Annotated in this window: 26 protein-coding genes; 9 read left to right on the plus strand and 17 right to left on the minus strand. The window is 44.7% G+C overall.

Annotated features, from left to right (window positions below):
- Positions 1–314 precede the first annotated feature (314 nt).
- Complete coding sequence (locus tag QUB06_RS02350) at positions 315–1,220, minus strand: alpha/beta hydrolase (RefSeq protein ID WP_333433939.1); 906 nt, start codon at positions 1,218–1,220, stop codon at positions 315–317.
- A 529-nt stretch (positions 1,221–1,749) separates the two neighbouring features.
- On the opposite strand from QUB06_RS02350, the gene QUB06_RS02355 reads away from it, so the two are divergent.
- From QUB06_RS02355 to QUB06_RS34645, 4 genes are all read left to right on the plus strand, one after another.
- Positions 1,750–2,364 carry a hypothetical protein gene (locus QUB06_RS02355; RefSeq protein ID WP_333433940.1) on the plus strand — a complete coding sequence of 205 codons (615 nt, stop codon included), beginning with the start codon at positions 1,750–1,752 and terminating at the stop codon, positions 2,362–2,364.
- Positions 2,365–2,429: 65 nt separating this feature from the next.
- Positions 2,430–3,074, plus strand: coding sequence for an IS607 family transposase (locus tag QUB06_RS02360; RefSeq protein WP_333290285.1), 645 nt, complete (start codon positions 2,430–2,432; stop codon positions 3,072–3,074).
- Between the two features lie 8 nt (positions 3,075–3,082).
- The gene (locus QUB06_RS02365; protein WP_333433941.1) at positions 3,083–3,289 is read left to right on the plus strand and encodes a hypothetical protein; all 207 of its coding nucleotides are present in this window, start codon (positions 3,083–3,085) and stop codon (positions 3,287–3,289) included.
- A 45-nt stretch (positions 3,290–3,334) separates the two neighbouring features.
- Positions 3,335–3,490, plus strand: a complete 156-nt coding sequence (locus tag QUB06_RS34645; protein WP_333313422.1) for a zinc ribbon domain-containing protein — start codon at positions 3,335–3,337, stop codon at positions 3,488–3,490.
- 88 nt (positions 3,491–3,578) lie between these two features.
- On the opposite strand, the gene QUB06_RS02370 is transcribed toward QUB06_RS34645, so the two are convergent.
- Together QUB06_RS02370 and QUB06_RS02375 are read right to left on the minus strand one after the other, a co-directional pair.
- Positions 3,579–4,526 carry a hypothetical protein gene (locus tag QUB06_RS02370; protein ID WP_333433942.1) on the minus strand — a complete coding sequence of 316 codons (948 nt, stop codon included), beginning with the start codon at positions 4,524–4,526 and terminating at the stop codon, positions 3,579–3,581.
- A gap of 334 nt (positions 4,527–4,860) precedes the next feature.
- Complete coding sequence (locus tag QUB06_RS02375; protein WP_333433943.1) at positions 4,861–6,111, minus strand: transposase; 1,251 nt, start codon at positions 6,109–6,111, stop codon at positions 4,861–4,863.
- A 130-nt stretch (positions 6,112–6,241) separates the two neighbouring features.
- Between QUB06_RS02375 and QUB06_RS02380 the strand changes: the two genes are divergently transcribed.
- From QUB06_RS02380 to QUB06_RS02395, 4 genes are all read left to right on the plus strand, one after another.
- The gene (locus QUB06_RS02380; protein WP_333290273.1) at positions 6,242–6,457 is read left to right on the plus strand and encodes a hypothetical protein; all 216 of its coding nucleotides are present in this window, start codon (positions 6,242–6,244) and stop codon (positions 6,455–6,457) included.
- Between the two features lie 600 nt (positions 6,458–7,057).
- Positions 7,058–7,960, plus strand: a complete 903-nt coding sequence (locus QUB06_RS02385) for an MBL fold metallo-hydrolase (RefSeq protein ID WP_333433944.1) — start codon at positions 7,058–7,060, stop codon at positions 7,958–7,960.
- A 400-nt stretch (positions 7,961–8,360) separates the two neighbouring features.
- A complete protein-coding gene (locus tag QUB06_RS02390) occupies positions 8,361–9,575 on the plus strand; it encodes a bifunctional riboflavin kinase/FAD synthetase (protein ID WP_333433945.1) in 1,215 nt (404 codons plus the stop codon).
- Positions 9,576–9,739: 164 nt separating this feature from the next.
- Complete coding sequence (locus tag QUB06_RS02395; protein ID WP_333433946.1) at positions 9,740–10,648, plus strand: MoxR family ATPase; 909 nt, start codon at positions 9,740–9,742, stop codon at positions 10,646–10,648.
- A 212-nt stretch (positions 10,649–10,860) separates the two neighbouring features.
- On the opposite strand, the gene QUB06_RS02400 is transcribed toward QUB06_RS02395, so the two are convergent.
- The 4 genes from QUB06_RS02400 to QUB06_RS02415 all read right to left on the minus strand — a co-directional run bounded on the left by QUB06_RS02400 (position 10,861) and on the right by QUB06_RS02415 (position 13,839).
- Positions 10,861–12,060 (minus strand): glycosyltransferase, encoded by a 1,200-nt coding sequence (locus QUB06_RS02400; RefSeq protein ID WP_333433947.1) that lies wholly within the window; start codon positions 12,058–12,060, stop codon positions 10,861–10,863.
- A 98-nt stretch (positions 12,061–12,158) separates the two neighbouring features.
- Positions 12,159–12,782: a hypothetical protein gene (locus QUB06_RS02405; RefSeq protein ID WP_333433948.1), complete on the minus strand. Its 624-nt coding sequence runs from the start codon at positions 12,780–12,782 to the stop codon at positions 12,159–12,161.
- A 90-nt stretch (positions 12,783–12,872) separates the two neighbouring features.
- Positions 12,873–13,184 (minus strand): helix-turn-helix domain-containing protein, encoded by a 312-nt coding sequence (locus QUB06_RS02410; RefSeq protein WP_333433949.1) that lies wholly within the window; start codon positions 13,182–13,184, stop codon positions 12,873–12,875.
- Positions 13,185–13,341: 157 nt separating this feature from the next.
- A complete protein-coding gene (locus tag QUB06_RS02415) occupies positions 13,342–13,839 on the minus strand; it encodes a helix-turn-helix transcriptional regulator (RefSeq protein ID WP_333433950.1) in 498 nt (165 codons plus the stop codon).
- Between the two features lie 10 nt (positions 13,840–13,849).
- Between QUB06_RS02415 and QUB06_RS02420 the strand changes: the two genes are divergently transcribed.
- On the plus strand, positions 13,850–14,053 hold the full coding sequence (locus QUB06_RS02420; protein ID WP_333433951.1) for a hypothetical protein: 204 nt from the start codon (positions 13,850–13,852) through the stop codon (positions 14,051–14,053).
- Between the two features lie 277 nt (positions 14,054–14,330).
- Here the strand turns inward: QUB06_RS02420 and QUB06_RS02425 are convergent, their stop codons facing one another.
- The 10 genes from QUB06_RS02425 to QUB06_RS02470 all read right to left on the minus strand — a co-directional run bounded on the left by QUB06_RS02425 (position 14,331) and on the right by QUB06_RS02470 (position 21,959).
- The gene (locus tag QUB06_RS02425; RefSeq protein ID WP_333433952.1) at positions 14,331–14,534 is read right to left on the minus strand and encodes a hypothetical protein; all 204 of its coding nucleotides are present in this window, start codon (positions 14,532–14,534) and stop codon (positions 14,331–14,333) included.
- A 142-nt stretch (positions 14,535–14,676) separates the two neighbouring features.
- Positions 14,677–15,162, minus strand: coding sequence for a type II toxin-antitoxin system Phd/YefM family antitoxin (locus tag QUB06_RS02430; protein ID WP_333433953.1), 486 nt, complete (start codon positions 15,160–15,162; stop codon positions 14,677–14,679).
- A gap of 166 nt (positions 15,163–15,328) precedes the next feature.
- Positions 15,329–15,748, minus strand: coding sequence for a Txe/YoeB family addiction module toxin (locus QUB06_RS02435; RefSeq protein WP_333433954.1), 420 nt, complete (start codon positions 15,746–15,748; stop codon positions 15,329–15,331).
- A gap of 124 nt (positions 15,749–15,872) precedes the next feature.
- Positions 15,873–16,514, minus strand: coding sequence for a hypothetical protein (locus QUB06_RS02440; RefSeq protein WP_333433955.1), 642 nt, complete (start codon positions 16,512–16,514; stop codon positions 15,873–15,875).
- A gap of 2 nt (positions 16,515–16,516) precedes the next feature.
- Positions 16,517–17,593 (minus strand): RAMP superfamily CRISPR-associated protein, encoded by a 1,077-nt coding sequence (locus QUB06_RS02445; RefSeq protein ID WP_333433956.1) that lies wholly within the window; start codon positions 17,591–17,593, stop codon positions 16,517–16,519.
- Positions 17,586–18,068 (minus strand): hypothetical protein, encoded by a 483-nt coding sequence (locus QUB06_RS02450; RefSeq protein WP_333433957.1) that lies wholly within the window; start codon positions 18,066–18,068, stop codon positions 17,586–17,588. The genes QUB06_RS02445 and QUB06_RS02450 overlap by 8 nt, the downstream gene beginning before the upstream one ends.
- A complete protein-coding gene (locus QUB06_RS02455) occupies positions 18,065–19,024 on the minus strand; it encodes an RAMP superfamily CRISPR-associated protein (protein WP_333433958.1) in 960 nt (319 codons plus the stop codon). The genes QUB06_RS02450 and QUB06_RS02455 overlap by 4 nt, the downstream gene beginning before the upstream one ends.
- Positions 19,025–19,053: 29 nt before the next feature.
- Positions 19,054–19,674, minus strand: coding sequence for a hypothetical protein (locus QUB06_RS02460; RefSeq protein ID WP_333433959.1), 621 nt, complete (start codon positions 19,672–19,674; stop codon positions 19,054–19,056).
- A gap of 28 nt (positions 19,675–19,702) precedes the next feature.
- The gene (gene csx7, locus QUB06_RS02465; protein ID WP_333433960.1) at positions 19,703–20,821 is read right to left on the minus strand and encodes a type III CRISPR-associated RAMP protein Csx7; all 1,119 of its coding nucleotides are present in this window, start codon (positions 20,819–20,821) and stop codon (positions 19,703–19,705) included.
- A gap of 16 nt (positions 20,822–20,837) precedes the next feature.
- A complete protein-coding gene (locus QUB06_RS02470; RefSeq protein WP_333433961.1) occupies positions 20,838–21,959 on the minus strand; it encodes a putative CRISPR-associated protein in 1,122 nt (373 codons plus the stop codon).
- Positions 21,960–21,982: the final 23 nt, after the last annotated feature.

Consider the following 21,982-nt stretch of genomic DNA (forward strand, 5'->3'; position numbering starts at 1 on the left):
CTTCCTTCTTCCTTCTTCCTTCTTCCTTCTTCCTTAGTCAGTAGTCAGTAGTCATTAGTCAGTAGTCAGTAGTCATTGCTAATGAGGAAGAGGGAATTCATATTCCTTCTTCCTTCTTCCTTCTTCCTTCTTCCTTCTTCCTTAGTCAGTAGTCAGTAGTCATTAGTCAGTAGTCAGTAGTCATTAGTCATTGCTAATGAGGAAGAGGGAATTCATATTCCTTCTTCCTTCTTCCTTCTATCCTTTACATCCGTTACATCCGTTACATCCGTTACAGAATCCGTTGCCGAACTTCCTTCTTCCTTCTTCCTTCTTCACCCTTGGGAAAGCAATTTTAAGTATTGCCGAATTAAGCCAATCGTGACAGCGGGAATTTCTAACTGCGGAGTCAAACCTACGTTTTCCAGAGGTTGAAAAACTTTGATTGCGTCGGGGTTGAGATTTGCCAACCGCTGGCCGATATCGGGCCCGGTAAACTGCGATTTTTCTCCCCAAATAATCGCTGTCGGCGTTGTTAGCTGAGTGATGTACAGCGACAAATCAAAGCACAAATCTCCCCGCACAAAAGACAGGGCTGCATATTCTGCATTTGGTTCCAAAGCAGATTCGAGGTAAGCATCAACAATTTCTTGGTAAACGCGACGCGAATCGGCAAATTGGCGTTGTTCTAGGAAGCTACGGATGCCGCCGTCTGTGGCGATTCCGGTACTGTATAGCAATTTGTCTAAAATCGGCGTGTTGACTAGCTTAGCGAAGAAACTGCTGCCGTAATCTTGTCCGAAGTCCGACAAACCGCTGGGTATGGTCAAAATTAGGGATTTGAAGAGATCCGGCCGTGCGATCGCAGCTCGAATCGCGATCGCCCCCGTTAGTGAAGAAGCAATCACATCTGTCGGACTGCCGCAAGTTTTTTCTAGAAATTCGATCAAAGTTGTGATATAATCTTCAACCTGATAATTTCTTGCCGGATGTTCCGATCGCCCCCAACCGATTAAATCAGGTGCTAAAATTCGATATTCGGTCGCAAAAGCCGGATAAACTTTCGACCATTCGTAGGCACTCGACCCGCCACCAAAACCGTGAAAAAATACTAAGTTTGGCTTATTTTCCGAAGTTGAGGTCGGCAACCCCATCCAAGGCATTTTTTCAGCAGTGTAGTAGACCATTCTGCCGAGAGAAGTAACTATTGATCGCTGACCGAAGCCGAGGGGTACAAGCATAAACTAACCTCAATCGCTGTTATATTTTAGATTCTTTTCCGTCGCCCCGTCTCTGTTTAAAAAACTTGCAAAGCTGGTGGCGTTTTTGTAAAGATTGAGTAATGATTTAAATCTATTTTAGTACAGGTGAAGCGTGAAACTACAGACAGCAAGTAACTTTTGCGATTTGGGCAATTCGGCTGTGTAGTTATCCTTACCCTTGCAAACTAGCGCCGATCGGAGATAATAGCAAAATGATGGGTAAGACCCCTCAACAAAATAGAGTCTGTTCGCCAGCCCCGAAAGCAGGCGCTCGGAAAGCAGGAGTATTAGAACTCGCTTTCAGGCAGGCGGCAGGTTGGCTGAGGCTCGCCAATCACGAATTATTAATCACGATATTTTGCGGAGCAGTGGCTTTTGAGGTCGAAAGTCTTTGTTGGAGGGCGGGCGATGGGGTTTCGATTCCTAATTGCAGGTTTGGCAATCACTGGCCTCGCCGTTATCAATTCCAAAACACAAGAAACAACTAATCTCAGGGAGGTCTACTAAAATGCAACTGCTCAGAAAAAGGGATCGCGAGGGTTTTATGGTTGATGCGAAAAGTCTTCAATCGGACGGGTTGGCAGAATTTGACACAGCCTGTCGAAGCATGGATTTAAACGGCAAAAAGTCTTTTGTCGCTACTCCAGAACGATCGGGCGCAGGCTCAGATGTGCGATCGCGCGCCACGGTACCTGCGATCGTCCGCGTAGCTTTAGAAGACTTGAAATGCTTTGAAGTAGTAGAACACCAGTTTGCACATTGGGGGGTGACTTTTAGTAATGCCGTCGCCATCCAACCTTCAAACCCAGCATTTTTCACGGGTTCAGGGGCAACAGTGTTAATGGGAGCCCCCAAAAGCGGACTGATAGAAGTAATTTTTAAGTATCCAGTTCGCTGGGTGTCAGGACTTGTCACCAGTTCGCGACGAACTGTTTTATCTGCTTGTGATATTGACGGCAACCCAATTGTTCAGGATGAAATGCCGGCGCCCAATCTGATCGGGTCTAATTCTCCGATCGCCCCTAGGGCTCCCCTGCGCGTAAAAGCTCCGAATATTCATCGAATTACTTTTTACGCTTTTGACGGTCAGCTAGTAGTCGATGACTTGATTTTTGGATTTTAGACTTGAACTAAATCACCCCATAGTTCGCTAAACTTATCCATAGTTAATCCTTAAGAGGAATTTCTATGTGGAAAGTGGCAGAATTTGGAAAATTAGTTGGAGTTTCGTCTTCTACCTTACGGCGTTGGGAAAGTGAAGGCAAGTTAGTCCCCAATAGGACACTAGGCAACCAACGTCTTTATACAGATAGTCACCTTAGTATCGCCCGAAATCTGAAAACAGGTAAAACACCAAACCGAGTTATCGTCTACTGCCGCGTCTCATGCGCTGGACAAAAACCAGAGTTACTTCGCCAGACACAGGCTATGGAACAATTTTGCTTGGCGCAAGGTGTCTCCATCACTGACTCGATTCAAGAGATTGGGGGAGGACTGAACTTCAATCGTCCCAAATTCCTGCAAATCATACAATGGGCGATACAGGGCGAAGTCAAGATGCTATACGTGGCTCACAAAGATCGACTGTGCCGATTTGGATTTGAATTGGTCGAGCAAATTCTACAGTGGAATGGCGGAACGATTATCGTCGCCAACGCCGAAACCCTTTCACCGCAGGAAGAATTGACTCAAGATTTACTGTCGATCATCGACGGCTTTTCTTCCCGCCTCTACGGATTACGGAAATATCAAGCAAAAGTTAAGAATATTGTAGAGGATATAGATCCTTGTTCAGAGTCCCATATACCTCACCAAGTAAAAAAGTCAAAGTAAGTTTAACTATGTTTGCCGTCAAACGATCGCTAAAATTGAATAACAACGAAGCGACTTTGAGGGCAAAACACGAAGCATGGAGGCAGGTTGTGTTTAATTTCGGGTTCTTGCGAACCCTGATTTATAGTGAGGGCAAGCTTTCGGACTCGAAGGCGATCAAGGAAGTCAAAAAAGTTCTCACCAACTACCTCAAGAAGCAATCTGAATTCGCTTAGATAAATCGGTTGTCTAGCCGAGTCTACCAAAATGCTTTGATTGACTTGAAAGATGCGTTTACTCGATGTTCTAAAACAAGCTCAAATTGTGGGAATAAAAAAGATATGCCACTGGGCGTTCGGACTTATTATTGTCCTGGTTGTGGTAGATATATCGATCGCAATTGTTGGAATGCAAGCGTTAATATTTTGAACTCTTAACCCTCGGCAGCCAGGGGGATAGCCGACTCCCTCCACTACGTTGGGCCCAATAGCGTAGGAAGTAAACTCGGATTATCTAAAGATAGCTTTAGATAAGTTTAGATAATTTGTCCGAAGCAACAAAGCCATAAGTAGCGTCCCAAGTCTGCAAACCTTCGAGAAGGGCATTGCGGACTAAAGCTTCTGGTTCCCGACTCAGCATCAGGCGAAAGCACTCGGCAGCGCGGGAACGGGCGATCCTCTGCGAGGGCTTCGCTAACGAACTTTTGACAGAGCTCAGAGGGCCAAACCCACCCTGATTCACCAAATCGGTCATTTGCCGCACTGCAATCAAACGCTTCACGGGGTCAGCATCAGTCAAATCCGCCAAGATGCGATCGAGCACCACTTCATCTTTTGCGGCCCCCAGACTCAACCCTTGCCGCAGCAACAGCCAGGGAATCGCGATCGTGCCCAAATTCTGCAAAATTAGGCTCAAAGCCATCCAGTGGCTGCTTGAGTCAGCCCAAATCGCCAAACTCATGTAAGCGCCCAAGGTAGCAATGCCGCCGGTGCCGACGGCTAAAACGAACCGCCGGTTCGGGCCCTCCCAAAATTGCTCGCCTTTTGCTCGCAGCAATTGCCAGTCCCACGACTGCCCTCGGTAAACCAGCATCATCGCTGCTATCCCCAGGCCTGTGGAAAACAGTAACTGACTGTTCCACCACCCCCAAACTGCTGCCAGGGTGACAACTGCCAGCCAACCTTTCGATCGAGTCAAACTCTCTAGCAGCCACTTGAGAAACGCAGTAGAAACCACAGGCGATCGGGCCCACTCGCTCTTGCCATCTGTCCCCCGGCGCATTGTTTCGGCAGTCCGGCCTGTGGCTGTTGGGGTTCCCGGCGGATCGTCCGAACTAAATTTCCTCAAAGCTTGGCCATCCGTCATTTCTATAGACAGGTCGCTCAAGGGGAGATTACCGAGTTCCAAAGTGCGATCGGACACTTTCACAGGCGATCTATTCAGCTTGGTTGTAGTTTTTTTAACTTGATTCATACTGACTTCTTTGAAAAATAACTTAAAGTTATCCAGGCTTTTTTAGCACTGATTTAGATTCTCGGTAAACAAGAGTCTAAGACTCTATGATACCCGAAATTCAAACCCGTGGCCAGTACCGCAACTGCGCCAAATTCCGAGAAATCCTTACCAAAAATAGGGCTATAGAAGATAGTTGAGAAAAGCACCACAGGTTAACAGGGAATATTTCTGCATCACTCTTGAGACAGAATGGCGATCGGAGTTGGCATGATGGCAAAAACTCGAAATTTTTTAATTTCCGAAAATAGGGGAATTTTGATTGACACTCCCCGGCAGACCAGCGCGGGGATTCTTAAGACAGCAATTTGAGTCTTAAAGGCGATGCCAAAGCACCTCTACCGATTCCACTTAGATCTAGTCCAAGCATTATCGCTACTTTTCTAGCAATATTTGCACAACCATTACAATCTGCATTGATTAGCCAACCTTGAGCCGTTCTGTACAAACCGCGCTTAATTCGTTTGCCACTAGGAAGCCACCCTTCGGGTTTTTCGCCAAATTTAGGTAGCAAGTCATTATCGACAAACGAAGCTTTGGAAGAATAGGATTCTTCAGCTTCAACAAACCTTAAACCGTATTGCTCGCACAGTTGAGCTATTCTATCTTTCAGTCTGCCCGTAGGGATTTGCACAAACTTTTGATGAGTTTTGCTTCCCATATTGACAGACTCTTTTTGTCCTTTGTTCCAACCAAAAATAACTGGACCGATTTGGTTGTCTAAGCAGTGCTGAATTACTTTTCTTGCTGCTTTGTTGACGGCATCTCGCATTTGGCGATTACGTTTTTCAGTTAAGCCTGCCAATCTTTTAGACCAGTAGCCGTTGGCTTTCCCTTTCATGAGAAAAGCAACCCGTTTGTTATATCCTTGATTGAGGGACTTGAGATGTTTGCCGTCAACGATAAAACTTGTGCCGATATTGCTCAAGCAGGTTAGCCAGTTGTCTATTCCGTGGTCAATTGCTAAGCATTTGGCAGGGTCTACATTCGCTTGGACATCCTCTGTTTTGTAAATCAATTCCAAGTAGAAACAGCCATTCCGGGGAAGAATGCGATACTCTCGAATTGTTGTAAAATCTAGATTAGATGGCATTGGTAGGAAAAACGCATCTAACCCGAACCACGCTTTAACCTTGCTTCCCAGAGGAAATCGCAGCATCCCATTCTTAAGTTTTACGGATCTTCCTGTAAACGTTACAAGTGCCATTCCACCTTTACGGTATCCCGGCAATTTAGGGTGTTGCGTAACCGTTCCATTTTTGATTCCTCTGAGTAAGCCCATAAAAGACTTAAAAGACTCTGCTACCCCTGTCAGAATTTGCTGAGCTGTATCTGAATAGAACGCTTGATAGTGCAGGTTTCTATCTTCAGTTCCCAAGACTTTATGTAGCTTAGCCCGGTTCGGAATCTTGCCAGTTTTAAAGTATATTTGGCGAGAATAATAGATACCGCAATTAGTAAGCTTTGCCGACTCGGAACACAGATATTCAAGAATCGCTTGAATGCTTGAATCAGCTCGAATTAGATTTTGTTGACAACCAAACATTGCTGAATCCTCCTATAATTTATAGTACAGCAAAAAGCAGGACAATCTATTAAGAAATATTTAGATTTTATATTAAAAAGGCGAAGAAAAAACCGGCCACTGAAGAAGGGGCTTCAGACCCAATAATTTGGTGATTCAATTCGTCCGCCAAGAAATGCACGACGAAAATTTAGCCTTTTGCCCGCTGGCTGGGGATGTCGCTGCTACCCCGGTGTCTGATGAGGCTGGGTTCAGCTTGACCGCTAGCTGGACGAACCGCCGCCTCTGGGCGGGCAGACAATCCAGACAGTATTGCTTGATAATTAATAGCAGAAGCATTCCTAAACTGCTAAGATTTTGGAATTAATGGGAGTTGAGTTAATTAAACCGGGTTCTGCTAAAAAGGAGTCCCTGATGCTCATGGGCAGGGGTTAAATGGCGGAACCATCTCAAGTCGGGTAAATTAACCGTCATTCTTGTAGAGGCGCCTTTAGGCCCGATCGGCAACATCAGCCAGATATCGGCGCAAAACAGCCCCGACACCTGCATATTATGGTCGCTAAACCGGACTAGATAGCAGGAAAGCCATCATCCGCGTTCCAACCCGTAAAGCAGCAGGGCAAACAAGCAACCGCGCGATCAGGTTCGGCAAATGCGGAGGCTGGAACAAACAGCGGCTTTTGACCAAACTCAGACAGAACTGCTGCCCCAAAGTGTGTCTGCGGAGGTTAGGCTAGTGAAGAGAGGAAAAGAATAGTTACGATCGAGACTTGATTAGTCTACCTTGTAATTTATTGCTCAGTTGTCAAGCCCAACAGTTTTGCATTCTCGCGATGAGCGAGACTCTTGGCACTTCCAACAAGTGGGGAACTCGACCGTCAAAGAGCTTGGGTTTGATCGCACAAGCCCTTAGTAATATGTAAACACCTTATCGATAACTCGCCGGAACAATCTTGCAAGAAAACCCATGTCTAGTATGCACAACCAATTCACGGTTCACTTCTGGGGCGTTAGAGGTAGCATAGCGTCTCCCGGGGCAGAAACAGTACGTTACGGGGGCAACACGCCCTGTGTAGAAATGCGAGTGGGTGACAGTCGCCTAATTTTCGATGGCGGTACTGGATTGCGGGTTTTGGGACAAACTCTCCTGTCCCAGATGCCCGTAAAAGCTCATATGTTTTTTACTCACTCTCACTGGGATCACATTCAAGGATTCCCATTTTTTGTCCCAGCTTTTATTCCGGGGAACTGCTTTCACATCTATGGGGCTATTGCTCCTAATAAGGCTACTATCCAGCAGCGCCTCCACGACCAGATGCTGCACCCCAATTTTCCGGTACCCCTGCAAATTATGGGGGCAGACCTGAAATTTAACGATATAGAAGTGGGCAAACCGCTGGAAATCGGAGAGATTAAGGTGGAAACTGCTTTGCTCAACCATCCGGGCGAAGCTATAGGCTACCGCGTAAACTGGCGGGGGTATTCGGCTGCTTACGTGACTGATACTGAACATTTTCCCGATCGTTTAGACGAAAATGTGCTGTATTTAGCTCAGGATGCTGATGTGCTGATCTACGACGCTACTTATACCGATGAGGAGTATTATGCCCCGAAGAGCAGCAAGGTCGGCTGGGGACATTCGACTTGGCAGGAAGCGGTGAAGGTGGCAAAGGCTGCTAATGTCAAAAAGTTGGTGATTTTTCACCACGACCCGCTGCACAATGACGAGTTTTTAGACAGGGTGGGAGAAGAAGTGGCTCAAAGGTTCCCGAATAGTTTGATGGCGCGGGAAGGTTTGTCGTTACAATTGCTGCCTCCTGATAACGATTTGTCTGAAGCGTCGGTGCAAGCGCCTCAAGTGTCTGTCTGATGGATTTGAGATTGTCAGATGGTTCTGAAATCTCGATCAGTGAAATCTGACATTTAAGCGAGGGCTGACCGAAAGCATCCAGGATACAAGCCCCCGGATTCATTCCGAAAGCAGACTCAGGACCGGTGAAATAAAAAACCTGTATCCCATGAAACTTGCCCCCCGAATTTATCCGTGGGGTCAATGCTTCAATCGAAAATCTAAAATCTAAAATCTAAAATCGATTGACCTCAGTCAAAGACGGATACCGTGCCACGTACTCCTGTCGTGGAAAACCAAAAAGTTTAGACCAAAGTTCAACCTTCCAGATTTATCTGTGGAGTAAAATCTAAAATCTAACATCTAACATCTAACATCGACTGGCGATCGCAATCTGGCTAAGTATGTCAAAATTTTAAGCGTGTGGGTAACTTCTTCTTGTACCGCTGCTCTGACTCCAACTTCTGTTGCCTTGGGAAACTTTGATGGTTTGCACCTAGGGCATCGACAAGTCGTGCAGCCAATTTTAAATCGATCGCCTGGGCAAAATTCTGCGACGGTTATTGCGTCGGGGCAAAACTTGCGCTCCAACGCTGGCAAAGATCAAAATTGGGAAACAGAACATCCGGCGACCTGCGAAAATGACTCAGCAGCACCGCCCGATCGAGCCGGCAGCAGTCATAATTTCGATGGTTTGATAAGCCTTAAGGCCGACGGCAACAGCCTCTCTGGGATCGATTCTGATGGGGTCGATCGACTTTACAGCACTGTGCTGACATTTGATCCGCACCCGCAAGAATTTTTTACGGGTCAACCGAAAAAACTGCTAACACCTCTGGCAGAAAAGGTAGAATTGCTCGCAGCAATGGGCGTCGAGCAACTTGTGCTGCTGCCGTTCGATCGAGAATTGGCGGCTTTGACTGCTTGTGAGTTTGTCGAGGAAATTTTGGTGCGGCAACTAAAAGCGAGTCGAATTAGTGTGGGGGTTGATTTTCGGTTTGGACGGGGACGCGCTGGGACGGCTGTAGATTTACAGTCGATCGCCGCCGGTTACGGTATTGATGTTGCTCTTGCACCGCTGCACAATTGCGGTGAGGGCGATCGGATCAGCAGTTCTGCAATCCGCGAAGGTCTGGCATCCGGCGACCTTACAAGAGCGAATCAGTTGCTGGGCCGACCTTACAGTTTAGTCGGGACTGTGGTTGGCGGACAGCGGCTGGGCAGGACGATCGGATTTCCTACTGCTAATATCGAACTGCCGCCGGAAAAATTTTTGCCACGTTTTGGCGTGTACGCGGTGCGAGTCTCGGTAAAGCATGGATGGGAAAAGATGAAAGATGGAAGTTCTTCCTATCAGCAGGAAAATGCCAAATCTCTAATCCCCGCAGTATCATCAAATTTATCTTTTGTCAATGGGGTGATGAATGTTGGCTGTCGCCCGACGGTAGACGGGCTGCAACCCACTGTGGAAGTTCATCTGTTAGATTGGTCTGGGGATTTGTACGGTCAAACCTTGAGCGCGAGTTTGGTAGAGTTTTTGCGACCCGAACAAAAATTCGCTTCTCTGGATGCTCTCAAAACTCAAATTCAGGCAGATTGCGATATTGCTAGAAGCCTCTTAACTGCTAAAGTCTAATAATTATGTGATCTAGAACAGCGTCATAGGTTTAAAAAATGGTGGAAGATGAGTCAGAATCAATTGTAGTTTTACGAATACGAAGTTCGCAAGGCAAAGACTCAAGATTTTGGTCATTTGATGTTTGATCCACAATTAGCAATTAGCACTTAGTAATCAGGGATATGAGACAACATATTGAGCGACTCAAACAAAATCTAGGCAAAACTATGGTGGGCAAAGCGGATGCTATTCGCTTGGTGCTGGTAGCCGTGCTTTCGGGTGGGCACGCGCTGCTGGAAGACGTGCCGGGTGTGGGAAAAACGCTGCTGGCGAAGTCTTTGGCGCGATCGATCGATGGGAAGTTTCAGCGGATTCAGTGCACTCCCGATTTGTTGCCGACGGATATCACCGGTACTAATATTTGGAATCCGCGCAGCGGAGAGTTTGAGTTTTTGCCCGGGCCAGTTTTTGCTAATGTTTTGCTTGCCGATGAAATCAATCGGGCGACGCCGCGAACTCAGTCAGCTTTGCTGGAAGTGATGGAAGAAAAGCAGGTGACAGTAGATGGAGTTTCTCGGAATGTTCCCGCGCCGTTTTTTGTGATTGCGACTCAGAACCCGATCGAATATCAAGGCACTTTTCCGCTACCGGAAGCGCAAATGGATCGGTTTACTTTGTCTTTGACTTTGGGCTATCCCGCTGCGTTGGAAGAGTTGCAAATGTTGGAACGGCTTTCTGATAGTTTGGCTGTTGAAGATTTGCAGCCTTGTATTTCTTTGGAAGAAGTGCAGGAATTGCGCCGTTTGTGCGCTGCTGTGAAGGTGGAAGGCTCTTTGAAACAGTATATTGTAGATTTGGTGCGATCGACGCGCGAGGATGAGGAGATTACTCTGGGGGTGAGTCCCCGGGGTGCGGTGGCTTTGCACCGGGCATCCCAGGCTTTGGCGTTTATTTCGGGGCGGGATTTTGCTACCCCGGATGATGTGAAGGATTTGGCACCGCACGTACTATCTCACCGGTTGATTCCGGCGGGGGGAAGGAGGGCTAAGACGATTGTTGACAAGTTGTTGCGGTCTGTCCCTATTCCTTAAAAAGTTTGTAAATAGGTTGCTTTAATTAAAGGAACAGGCAAGATGCCTGTTCCACAAAGAATTACAGCTTAATTAAAGGAACAGGCATCTTGCCTGTTCCACAAACAATTAATTTTCCTGTGGGGAGTAGGGGTTGGGCATCCTGCCCGCCCTTGAAAGACTTATTAATAATGGTGCAAGATGTCAGTTAATCAATAGGTTTTGCACCATTCTCAAGCACTCTCAAACAGCGCCACTAATTTCTTTGCCTCTAAATCAACATTGTGTTGTTGAGCAACCCGTTCTGCTCCTGTTTTCCCCATTTGTTCTAGTTTTTCTAGAGGTGCTTCCAATACCGCGCGCATCGCTACGGCTAATGCTTCTGCGGAACCGGGAGGAACTAACCAACCGCAAACACCGGGTTCTACGAGCTCCGGGATGCCAGCAACATAGGTGCTAATTACGGGCCGATTGAGAGCGAGGGCTTCCATAATTACGACGGGCAAACCTTCAGCAAAACTCGGCAATACCATTGCCCGTGAAGCTAAAATCTCTTGCTGAACTCGATCGCCACTGGCCCAGCCAGTAATTTCTATATGGTTTTGCAGGCCGAGTTGCAGAATCTGCTTTTCAATATCCGATCGCAGCGGCCCGTCTCCTACGAGTACCAACTTAAACTCTAAGCCTTGAACGGCTAGCAAGTTAGCAGCTTCTAGCAATAACAAATGACCTTTTTGTTCGCTGAGCCGCCCAACGCAAGCTAAGCGGGGTGCTGCGGGTATGGGGACGTAGGGTGCAGCTAAAAATGCGGCATCTACGCCGCAGTGTATGACGTGAATTTTTGACCAAAAAGTGCGATCGCACCACCGAAAAAGCTGACTTTTACCGAAGGAACTAACTGCTGCTACAAAGGTCGATCGCTTAATTTTTTCGTCTAAGGAAAGAAGTGTCGCTTTATCAAATTCTTCAGGGCCGTGAACGGTGAAACTGTAAGTGGGGCCGCCAAGCACGCGGCACAGCATTGCGACTGTTGTGGAATTTGTCCCGAAATGAGCGTGAACGTGTGCTGTACCGGATTCTGCAAACCAATTTAAAAGAATGCAAGCTTCTGCTAAATAAGCTAGATGCAGCAAAATCCCCCGTTCCGAGTGCCAGCCAACTTTGAACATTAACCGCACAGCTTCGATGAATCGAATGGGTCTAGTTGCGACAACGCGGAGCAAACCCCACGCTAACCCCTGTACACCAACTCCTAAGATTACTTTAGTCAATTCTTGCTCTAGTTTGTCGGCCTCATCAACGAGTTCTGACTCGCAGGATCGGATCGAAAAACGTGCGACTTTCATGCCGCAATTTTCGACTGCTAGGACTTCTCTGCGGACAAAGCTGTGGCTGACTTTGGGATATTGGTTGACTAGATAAGCGATGTTCATGAACGGGGATAAAATTTTATGGTAAAGCTTAGATCAGTCTAGCCTTTAATCGATCGAAGTCAAGTGATTTTCTGTAAACGAGCGCTTATTGTTGTCAATCATGACTGCAACTTATCTGAATTGCTCAGTAATTCGCACTGTTGAAATACATAATTTATGGCAGCAAAAAGTTTGTCTAAATCGTCTATTAAATAAGATTTTTGGTTGAGAGTAAAAACATTAGTTTTGAGTTTGCCAAACTGCCATAATTTGCCGTTGGAAACAATGCCGAATACATCTTGTTCGGGTTTGTCATTAAGCCGTTGAGCTGCGATCGCTTCGGCTAAACATTGCGCCCATCCAGCCTCAAAATCATCTTGTTTGGCTTCTATAATTACAAAATAAGGTCGATCGAATACCAATTTACCTAAAGGAGATTTTTGAGCTAAAATATATTCAGGAAATCCGTTAAGATTAGCATCGCAGTTTAAGGCTTGGTGGCTCCACAAAATGAAGTTTTTGCGATATTGCTTCCAAACTTCTTTTAAAATCGGCACAATGATGTATTCACAAATAGCGTATTCTGAGTTGTTGACGACATTATCTTGCCTGACAATTTCTAAATCTTCTCGAAAGTAGTCAGGAATATTAAATGCACTTTCAACAATAAAATTTGCTTCAATATAAGTGATTGTAAATTCTTTGAGAACGGCAGCGATCGTTTTATAAGCACTGAAAGGCATATCGAGATCCCCAACAAATGTTTCAGCTTAATTATAGCGGGCTAAATTAAAGCCACCTACTTGGTCAGGTGGCTGGGAAAAAATGCAAGATTACGAATTGGCTAAGCAAAGTTGTTGCCGAAGTTCTGGGGGAATCGCTTCAAAATGCTCTAACAGAAAATTCATCAAGGCGAGGTGACGCAAGTCGTGCAGTTGGGGATGGCGGTGCTTGCCTCCCCTGGTAAACCAGCGACGCACAGTAGAAAGCGATCGACAGCAAATGAGAGCTAGAGCTTCTTGCGGGACATCCCATTTTGCGTAGAATTGCTGCGGAGTCATCGCCAGTTGACAGTCCGCGTAAAGCTGAATGATTCGTTTTTCTCGCTCCGTAATCGGGCGAGGCGTGAAAGAATGGTGTATCATAGAGGTGATTTTTTAATTTTGAATCGGCCAGTGCCCAATTTGCGGCGCTGGCTTTTGTTTTTGGGGGCTTTGTTTTTTGGCGCGATCGCACTTGACGATCGCCTATCTAAACTGCCATATTGACAATATATACGTCTACCTTTAATATGTCAATAGTCTAATCCGAATTTTCAGATTCCTCTCTGTATTTGAATCCTGCCATCTCGGCTATCAAATCCAAATGTTTTGATGTGGAACGAGCAGGCAATTGCCCGTTCTCCCAATCGCTGACTGTAGCCTGTCGCACGCCTATGTGTTGTGCAAATTTTGCTTGTGTCAACCCCATATGGAGACGCAAAGCCTTGATGAGTTCGCCATTCCACTGCACGCCATCGCCCGCCTGCCGAACCTGAATTTTCGGAATTAACTTGCGAAAAGTTACCCGTTGTGAGTCCAGATCGACAGTTTCCACCCGATATCCTGCCTCCATCCAAGCGGTAGCTTGCAGAGCGCCCTTTTTGCGGTTGCTCCACCAAGCTTGCTGAGTGCGTGCGGAAGGGGGGAGTGCGTCGTTTAGCAATGCCTCTATTTCGGCGAAGTTGAGGGTTACTTCGTCGAGATGGCGATTTTCGCGCAGATAATCTAAGAGCGACTGGTACTTGCTGCCCTCCTTCATGCGGTGTTTTGTGAGGTTTTCAGATATAGAATGCCACAAATCGGGGGATGACGGGGAGCGGATGGGAGTGGGGGTGCGATCGGCAATTATTTATTTAGCCAGACACTTCCATTGTGTCGGTTGCCTAATATTTGGAATTCTTATCAATATAAAACATAAAAAATTGCGATCGCCCTTGACGGAATGGATTCGGAAAGGGCGATCGCGCGTCTGAAAAAGTGTGGGAAGCAATTAGGTCGATCGATTAAAGTCCCCTTGCGGGGAAGAGGTGAAAACTGAATCAACTGTTCAATCACCATACTAGAGGCGTGTTTCCATCCCCTTGCGGGGTAAGTTGAAAGACTTGTTGAAGTCTTTGGAAAATTTTCACTCTCCAGTCTTCTAAAGAATAGCTGTCATTTTGATAAAAGTCAAGCCCTTCTCTGCAAAAAAGAGCCGGATGATGATAATCTCCCGAACTCTTTTTTGTTGTCGATACTATTGAGTATTACTTACTCGAACTGAGCAAGAACGATTTCCTTGTCAGGAAAACTAGCTACTAATTTTAGACTCCCACCAATAGCTTGGATGTAGCGAGAGAGGGCAGATACTTGAAGAGCATCTAGGTTCTCCAAATCAGAAAAAGTAGAATCAACAGCGTTGATGTCTTTTTCTATATCTTCCTCTGTGTACCCCAACGACTTTTGAAGTTCCAAAAGGGTAAGATGGAGTAAGGCGAGTTGAACTCGCGTTTCAATCTTTGCCCTTCACTCTGGCGTCATCCGCTCTCGTAATACACTAAAAGGCTTTGTTCTGATATCAACCATTAGACAGCTATTACTTGTAGATATCGTTGTTTCAGCTTACACATTTAACCTTGTTGATGGTGCCGTCTTCTGCAATATCAACAATCTCAACCTTAACTGTTTGTCCTTCAGAAATATCTCTAGCTTTTTTGGGTTCATTCTTTGTGATTTTGACACTCCCCAAAATTTCATAAGTCACTTTATTCCCTTTTATGCGTGTTACCTTGGCCTCCAAAATTTCACCAACTGCAAAGTCATGACTATCGCTTTCCAACTCCTCAAACAGTTCATCAATGGTTTGAGGTTTAACAGTGCGAGCTTTAGCTTGGTCTAAGGCAGCATATAGACAAGCTGCATTAGCAGGTGAGCTAAGTAAGTAGATAGTTTCTTCCATGCTGCTTAACTCATCAGCAGCAATGAGCGCAACGTTCTTACCATCCTCTCTTTCGAGAATAACCACATTCTGGCTCTCAACAACTTGGTTGCAGAGTTGATCTAGATTGGATTGAGCCTGTTTGTAAGTTTTGTAGGTTAACATTTCCTAAGTTTCCTAGTAATTCCATGACCTCCATTAAAGCGAGTGAAGTCAAAATACTATGTAGGCTTTACGGGCTACTAGAGGTGTCTCCTGGAGCGTGATTGCTACTGACTCCAGGAGAGTAGAATCTACAACAAGCTTTGTGCTTGCATCACAGGTTCAGTTTTTAGTTGTTTGTGTAATGAAATCGAGCTTGCAGAAAATCAATTTGGTCAGGGCTGACGAAATAAACGATACGATGCTTGTCGTTGATACGACGAGACCACACATCAGCGCCCATATACTTAAGATGCTCTGGTTTTCCAATCCCCTCAAATGGATGATGCTGGATATCCTCAATTAACTTGCGGATACGCTTTAACTTTTCGGGATCTTTCTTCTGCCAATACTTCAGGTCTTTTTTGAACTGATCCGTAAAAACCGACTGGCGTAGATTCTGCTCCGGCTCGTCACCAGGGTATTTTGTCATTACTTCCTCGCTTGTCTTTAAAAACGATCTAGCTGATGGTTGAAGAATTGATTCAGTTGCTCTAGCTGAGGCTTGAAGAGTTGGTTCAGGTAAGTCCGGTTTTTTGAGTCTGTACATAGGTCGCTCGCTCCCAAAAAGTATCAAATTTTACAAACAAGGCTCACAGTTTAAAATGTGAGCCTTACTTTTCATATTACACTATATATTACACTCTGAACACGCTCGGTATGGTAAAAAATTATCACTCAGAGTATTTTACCTTTTTGGGACTGCCATCCTCCTTAAGGTCTAAAATTTCAACCTTAACCGTTTGTCCTTCAGAAATAGATTGGGCTTTTTTCGGTTCTTTTTCAGTTAGCCTGATAGTTCCCAGAATTTCATATGTCACCTTGTTTCCTTTTACAGCAGTAACTTTTGCTTCGACAATTTGACCCACTGCAAACTCATGACTGCCGATCGCCTTAGCAATTTCAACTTGTCTCGCTGACTCTACAACTGGGGCCACAACTTCTCCAATCGGCCCCGCTTCTTTGTAGTAACGCATCAAACGAGATGCCCAACCTAAAATTTGCAGCAAAGTGCTAGCATCCCCTTGAAATCCTTTGAGACAATCGCTACAAGCTTTGTCGATGCTGCGGTAATAATCTGTGGTTTTGCCACTGTGTCCGATTTGTCTGCCATTACCGACTAGGGTTTTAAGATACTTGAAAAACCGGGAATTGGCATCAGCTTGATTTTGATTAACTGCATTGCGGAGATAGGCGATCGCCTTTCCCAATTCATTTACATCGGTTTGTTCTTTAACTAGAGTTTGAGCGATCGCGTGGGCAATTCCCCACTGGTTTTCCGTCAAAGATTCTCTCACTAATTCAGTATTCGACATCTTTAATACATTCCTGTTGGAGGTTCGCGATCGGTCGGATATTTCAACACTTCAGCTAGTTGTTGCAATTGAGTTGCTTGCACTAAGCTAGAATGAGCAGCTTGAATATTTTTTTGCATAAATTGTTGCAATTTTGTGCCAGCCATGCTGTCAGATTCGGGAGGCTTGTAGGAGGAATAGCGATCGCGCAAATCTCCCTTGTTCTGCAAAACCTTTGCTGCTGTTACCTCCACAGTCATCGTTCCCATGCCGATCGGCTTCCCGCCGCCTACCTTGAGGGCGATCGCATATTTTGGATCTTGTCCCAACACAATCAAAAGCGTTCCTAACTCTGCTGCTGTTAAGTTTTTGAATTGTATCTGTGTTTTGAAAGTATACTCTTTAGCCGCTTGCTGAACGGTAATTCCTTGATTTTGACCTTTGTCGATCGCCCGAATTGTGTGATAGTAAAATTTGCGCCCTGCTACGTTGCCTCTTGCGTCAAAATATGCTCGTCTTTGATCGGGGCGGGGACGATATAAAGATGGCATAAATCCCGTAGCAAAGCCCGTATTTTGGCATTTAGCATCGCTGAATTCAATTAGCCCTTGCCAATCTAAGGCACCGAATACTTGACTTGCCGGACAGAGTTCTTGTTTATTTTTACATGGCAAGCGTTCTTGCGGAATTTTATCTCTGTATCTGGATGTAATTACTGCTAAGGTGCTGTTAGTAATGGCTTCGTATGCTGACCGGATGCAGCCTTTGAGAGAACTGCCTTGAATTGATAACTTTTGGTCAATATTTTGAACCATTGTTTTGATTAAAGGCACGCGACTGCCTATGTCGCTACCCATGACAACTACCCCTGTAGAGACGTGCAAAGTAGTCTGAACTTTCAAAGTTAGAAACAAAGTTCCGTGCAGGCGATCGCCCAAATATTGGTGATGTCCGGCCGGAGGCTTTTTTGGCGGTCGTTCCTTGGGGAAACTAATTAATTCATAAGGTTTAGGTTCTCCAGTTTCAGCGGGATTATTAGAAACTGGACTACTTGGCGGCGGTGTAGAACGCCGGGGTTTTGGCAGGGGATTATTAGTCATTTATACTCCTGACTGTGAGAGCGACAAAATGAACGGTAGCAGTTCTTTTTTCTTGAAAGTATCGCTGACCTATGCTAATATTGTTAGAGACAATCTTTTCATTCTTTTCTCCTTTATAGACAAAAGTTTTAGGGAATTTGGGTTCGTTAAGGGGGTGAAAGTAAGCCGTGCGAGCGCAAATTTGCCACTCGCAATCTTTATCGATCGGCTCAAATCCTTCTAAATCGGCTTCAACTCGACTCAGCACTAACGCTTGATATGCACTTCCCTGCTTTTTCCAGCGCAATTCGCGATCGGCATTAAACATTTGCCCTTCAAAACCGGGGAAAAACTCATCGGGCAATTTCATACAAATGCCGCTGACTGCGTGGGGCGATCGCACAAAATAATAACTTTTCTCAGTGGCTAATTTGTCTAGCAAATTCTTAAGTTCTGCTGATGATGAAACTTGTTTAAAACCAACATATCCTGTCATGCTGCGGCCCCTCTTAAAAATTCACTCCAAGCCTGAACTGCACATTTAAATAAATTGGGCACACCAGTCTCACCGTCGCCTTGCCATTTTAGCTGCACTCCAAAATCTAAATCCATCGGTTCAGCAGCAATAGGGGTTTGTTCGCGATCGGGTTTAGAAAAGCCATAATTTGCGGCTTCTTCAGTATCTAAAAATTCTCCTGCACCCAGCAAAAAAGCGTGTCCCCATCGACCGGGTTTGACTATTTGTTGAATTTGGCGAGTATCTCGATCTAATTTACAACCGGGATATTGAACTACGGCTTCGTTATATTTGACTGTCACCGTCCCCAAACCGCGAGATTTAGCAAAACCGATCCCAAACCAACCATCATTTAAGTCTCGCAAAACTAAGCCAATTAAGCCTAATTGTGCTAAGGAAAAGTTTTTGAGATGTATTTTAGTGCGAAATTCTCCGGCGGTGCAGACTTGGTAGTTAAAGGGGCCAACGGCTACGGAACCGAAAACGCGATCGATCGCAACTCCATTGCGTTCTTGAATTTTGAGCTGTTTTTTATCAATTGGGTGAGCATCTTCTATTCTAAGTCTGCTAGCAATTGAAGTGTTGCCGAAAAGGCGATCGGTAAAAGAAGAGAACTTGTAAATATCGCTGGATGATTTATCTTTCAAGTAATCATGCTTGTCATTCAATGGATCGTTAGCCCAGAGAACTTTCGGATCGTTAGGATTGCTATCTCTTCCTAGGGTTCTGACAATTCTCTCCGCATGAGCGCGAATAGCACCTTTTAAACTGCTTCCCGGTAGATAAATTGACTTCCCTCCTGCATGGTAAGTCTCGACAAATTCCATATCCGGTTTAGTTGGATCGGCTCCTTCTTTACCAGATTTGATGAGAATTGGGCCGTCGGGAATTATAGTGAGGGCGATCGTGCAATGATTGACAAATCGTTTGTGCATGAGTGAGTAAATTAAGAGATAGTTAGAAATTAAGCAGCTACTAACTCATCAAGCTGAATTTCGCATTGCTGAAAAACATAGTTGACAAGAGCAAATAGGCGATCGATTTCCTGAATAGTGTAGAAAGCTTGATTGTGCATAAAATTCTGATTTTCAAGTTTGCCAAACTCCCATCCTTTTCCATTAGAAACAATCCCAAATATTGTTACCTGCAAATCGCCATTTAACCGCTGTGCTGCAATCATCTCAGCTAAACACTGCGCCCACCCTTCGTCGAATTTATCTTGCTTAGCCTCAACTAACAGAAAATAAGGTTTTTCAAACACGAATTTTCCCAAAGGAGAGCGTTTAGCCAAAATATATTCAGGAAAACCAGACAGATTCAGGTCGTAGGTAAGAGATCTATGGCTCCAGAGAACAAACTTACTATAATAAGATTTCCAGACTTCTTTGATGACTGGATATATCAAATTTTCGCACACAGCAAACTCTGAATTGTCCACAACTGCTTCCCGCATCATAAATGCTAAGTCTTCCCTAAAATACTCAGGGATATTAAATTCAGTTTCTCCCATGAAATTAGCTTCAGTATAAGTAATCTGAAACTCTTTGAGAACTTCACCGATATCTTTATAACTGCTGAAACCCATAGGAACCTCCTTTATGCAATATTTAGTTTTACCCTTGAGCTGTTTGAGTAGGGGATGATTGAGAAATGTTATTGTTCAGTCGATCGATCAGCTTTTGTACCCACTCATCTTTATAATCGGCCGCATCTTCATAAGCCGTTTCATCTCCCATCACTAACTTTTTTAAGTATTCTAACAAAAATTCGGGATGGTCTTCGACATCAACCCAGCGCATCTTATCAATTTCTAGTTTAACCACTCCTAAACCGCGCGATCGCCCGCCTCCTAGGGGTATTTGTTCGGTTTCAAATTGATGCAAACCAATCATTAATAAACCCAATTCCCAATCCTGAGCATTTTCAACTACTGCTTTAAAATCAAAGGGAGTTGCGGCGGGGACAACTTGGTAGTCGTAGAGTTTGCCATCTGCGGCGGTTTCTGTGTCTCTGTCAATGGCTACTCCATCTCGTTCTTGATATTGTCCGAACCACGCATCGGGTTGTACGGTTAAATCGCGGACTTGGAATTTGCTGGCCATCCAGGGAGAACCAAATAAGTGGGATACCATATCTGTTTGTTGTAGGGTCACTGCTGTTAAAGCAAAGTCATAGGTATATTTTTGCTTCAACGAATTGAGTTGGTCTTCAGACAGTAATGTTTGATTTGTTACTACCTGCACTAAGTCTCTTAAAGAAAAATTCCTGAATTCATCATTCTTTTTCACCGAATGTAATGTCACTATTTTTTCTAAATCTAGTTCTTGGATAAATGGAAATCTATTGTTCTTAACTTCCTCAACTATATTCACTACAGCTAAATTCTTGAATTCGTCTTCCTCCATTAAAAGATAGACAGCTAATAATTGCTTTAAATCGCACTCTTTAATGCTTTTAAGCTCATTAGCTGTCAGTGACCATTCATTCTCAATAGCTGGATTTGCTACCAGCTTGCGATCGCTTCCTAAAATTCCTCGGAGGAAGCTTTCGAGGCGCGATCGTAAAGCCCCTTTAAAACTCGAACCGGGAATCAAAGGTCGCTTCAAAGCATCTTTGATTACTGGTAAATCGGAGCCGATCGGTTCTGTGGAACGTCCAGCACTAATCCGTAATGCCGTTACTGTTGTGAGGATTCCTGTGATTTCCAGTCTATTTTTGAAAGTGTCAAACATAATTCACCATCATTAATTAATTTACAAATTCCATACGCATGAAAGGGGCATACGATCGCCGATCAGTAGCAGGATTGACATTAATATTACGTGCATATTGCGCTCCTTCCTGGTCTTCGCGGATTGCTCTCCACACCAGCATACGCCAACCTTCCACAGATACTAAATAGCGATCGGTCGTTCTACCAGGCTTGAGCCAGCGCAACCCATTCCCAACGTTAATATGTTCATATTGTTGAAAACTATCTTTGGAACTAGCAGCCTTCAACAAAAAAGCAAATGGATCGCACTGTTGTAGTTGTGCCAAATTATCAAAACAATCTCTGATAGCCTTTTGAGAAAGAAAGGGAACTAAAACTGAAGGCTTACGCATTTCCTCAAGAAACAAGAAACCTACACCCGAAATAGTTACTCCTTCCTGGGAAAACTCAATTAGCGGTTCAAACGCTGCTCTTTCAGGATAAGGGACACTATTTTCCCATTCTGCTTGAGGAATTGCTGTCTCACGCTCAATCTTTTCAAGTAAATCTTTATAAGCTTCAAATTGCGATCGCTTAAATTCTACAGGAAGTGGAGGTAATTCTATAACTGTAGTTGACTGTTCAAAAATATAATCACACTTAACTCCTTTCAACATCCCCAGTAAAACTGTATAAGGAACCAGTGCTTTGTATCCTCCTGTCGGATTCAGAATAATATTACTTGCCTCATAGCTATTAACTTCTTTAATAATGCGCTGTACAAATTCAACTACTCCTGTTGTTCGGAAAAGATCGGGATCTATAACTTGAAGCCCCGGAACTGATTCTGCTTTGGCATATATACCCTCCCAATGATGTTTGAGATATTTCTCAACCGCAAGAGCGCAGCAATATCCGTCGTCCGTACTTGAAGCAAGCAAAATTATTCTATCCTGATTGGTAATCCCAATCCGAACAAGAGAATGAATTTCCGCTGATAAGTCGTTCTTCAAGCTTTCTCCTTCTGGACGGATATCACGGAAAGTAGAAAATATTGTTTCAGCAGCACATTCCATATTTTGTTGCTGTCTAACCCAATTAGTTAGCTCCCGTGGTTTAACTCCTGAAATTTTTCTTGCAGCGCTGATACCTACAGAACATATAACTGTCTTAACCATTTCAAAATATCCTATTAATTTAT

The organism is Microcoleus sp. D2_18a_D3 (assembly GCF_036702455.1).
GTDB lineage: Bacteria > Cyanobacteriota > Cyanobacteriia > Cyanobacteriales > Microcoleaceae > Microcoleus.

What these genes read in the sequence shown, in the direction of transcription:
- QUB06_RS02455 (WP_333433958.1), bottom strand. Translation starts at nt 19,024, where the DNA reads ATGCACAAACGATTTGTCAATCATTGCACGATCGCCCTCACTATAATT.
- QUB06_RS02400 (WP_333433947.1), bottom strand. Translation starts at nt 12,060, where the DNA reads ATGAACATCGCTTATCTAGTCAACCAATATCCCAAAGTCAGCCACAGC.
- QUB06_RS02395 (WP_333433946.1), top strand. Translation starts at nt 9,740, where the DNA reads ATGAGACAACATATTGAGCGACTCAAACAAAATCTAGGCAAAACTATG.
- csx7 (WP_333433960.1), bottom strand. Translation starts at nt 20,821, where the DNA reads ATGTTTGACACTTTCAAAAATAGACTGGAAATCACAGGAATCCTCACA.
- QUB06_RS02470 (WP_333433961.1), bottom strand. Translation starts at nt 21,959, where the DNA reads ATGGTTAAGACAGTTATATGTTCTGTAGGTATCAGCGCTGCAAGAAAA.
- QUB06_RS02440 (WP_333433955.1), bottom strand. Translation starts at nt 16,514, where the DNA reads ATGTCGAATACTGAATTAGTGAGAGAATCTTTGACGGAAAACCAGTGG.
- QUB06_RS02385 (WP_333433944.1), top strand. Translation starts at nt 7,058, where the DNA reads ATGTCTAGTATGCACAACCAATTCACGGTTCACTTCTGGGGCGTTAGA.
- QUB06_RS02375 (WP_333433943.1), bottom strand. Translation starts at nt 6,111, where the DNA reads ATGTTTGGTTGTCAACAAAATCTAATTCGAGCTGATTCAAGCATTCAA.
- QUB06_RS02350 (WP_333433939.1), bottom strand. Translation starts at nt 1,220, where the DNA reads ATGCTTGTACCCCTCGGCTTCGGTCAGCGATCAATAGTTACTTCTCTC.
- QUB06_RS02405 (WP_333433948.1), bottom strand. Translation starts at nt 12,782, where the DNA reads ATGCCTTTCAGTGCTTATAAAACGATCGCTGCCGTTCTCAAAGAATTT.
- QUB06_RS02410 (WP_333433949.1), bottom strand. Translation starts at nt 13,184, where the DNA reads ATGATACACCATTCTTTCACGCCTCGCCCGATTACGGAGCGAGAAAAA.
- QUB06_RS02415 (WP_333433950.1), bottom strand. Translation starts at nt 13,839, where the DNA reads ATGAAGGAGGGCAGCAAGTACCAGTCGCTCTTAGATTATCTGCGCGAA.
- QUB06_RS02365 (WP_333433941.1), top strand. Translation starts at nt 3,083, where the DNA reads ATGTTTGCCGTCAAACGATCGCTAAAATTGAATAACAACGAAGCGACT.
- QUB06_RS02445 (WP_333433956.1), bottom strand. Translation starts at nt 17,593, where the DNA reads ATGACTAATAATCCCCTGCCAAAACCCCGGCGTTCTACACCGCCGCCA.
- QUB06_RS02460 (WP_333433959.1), bottom strand. Translation starts at nt 19,674, where the DNA reads ATGGGTTTCAGCAGTTATAAAGATATCGGTGAAGTTCTCAAAGAGTTT.
- QUB06_RS02370 (WP_333433942.1), bottom strand. Translation starts at nt 4,526, where the DNA reads ATGAATCAAGTTAAAAAAACTACAACCAAGCTGAATAGATCGCCTGTG.
- QUB06_RS02360 (WP_333290285.1), top strand. Translation starts at nt 2,430, where the DNA reads ATGTGGAAAGTGGCAGAATTTGGAAAATTAGTTGGAGTTTCGTCTTCT.
- QUB06_RS02355 (WP_333433940.1), top strand. Translation starts at nt 1,750, where the DNA reads ATGCAACTGCTCAGAAAAAGGGATCGCGAGGGTTTTATGGTTGATGCG.
- QUB06_RS02450 (WP_333433957.1), bottom strand. Translation starts at nt 18,068, where the DNA reads ATGACAGGATATGTTGGTTTTAAACAAGTTTCATCATCAGCAGAACTT.
- QUB06_RS02430 (WP_333433953.1), bottom strand. Translation starts at nt 15,162, where the DNA reads ATGTTAACCTACAAAACTTACAAACAGGCTCAATCCAATCTAGATCAA.
- QUB06_RS02435 (WP_333433954.1), bottom strand. Translation starts at nt 15,748, where the DNA reads ATGTACAGACTCAAAAAACCGGACTTACCTGAACCAACTCTTCAAGCC.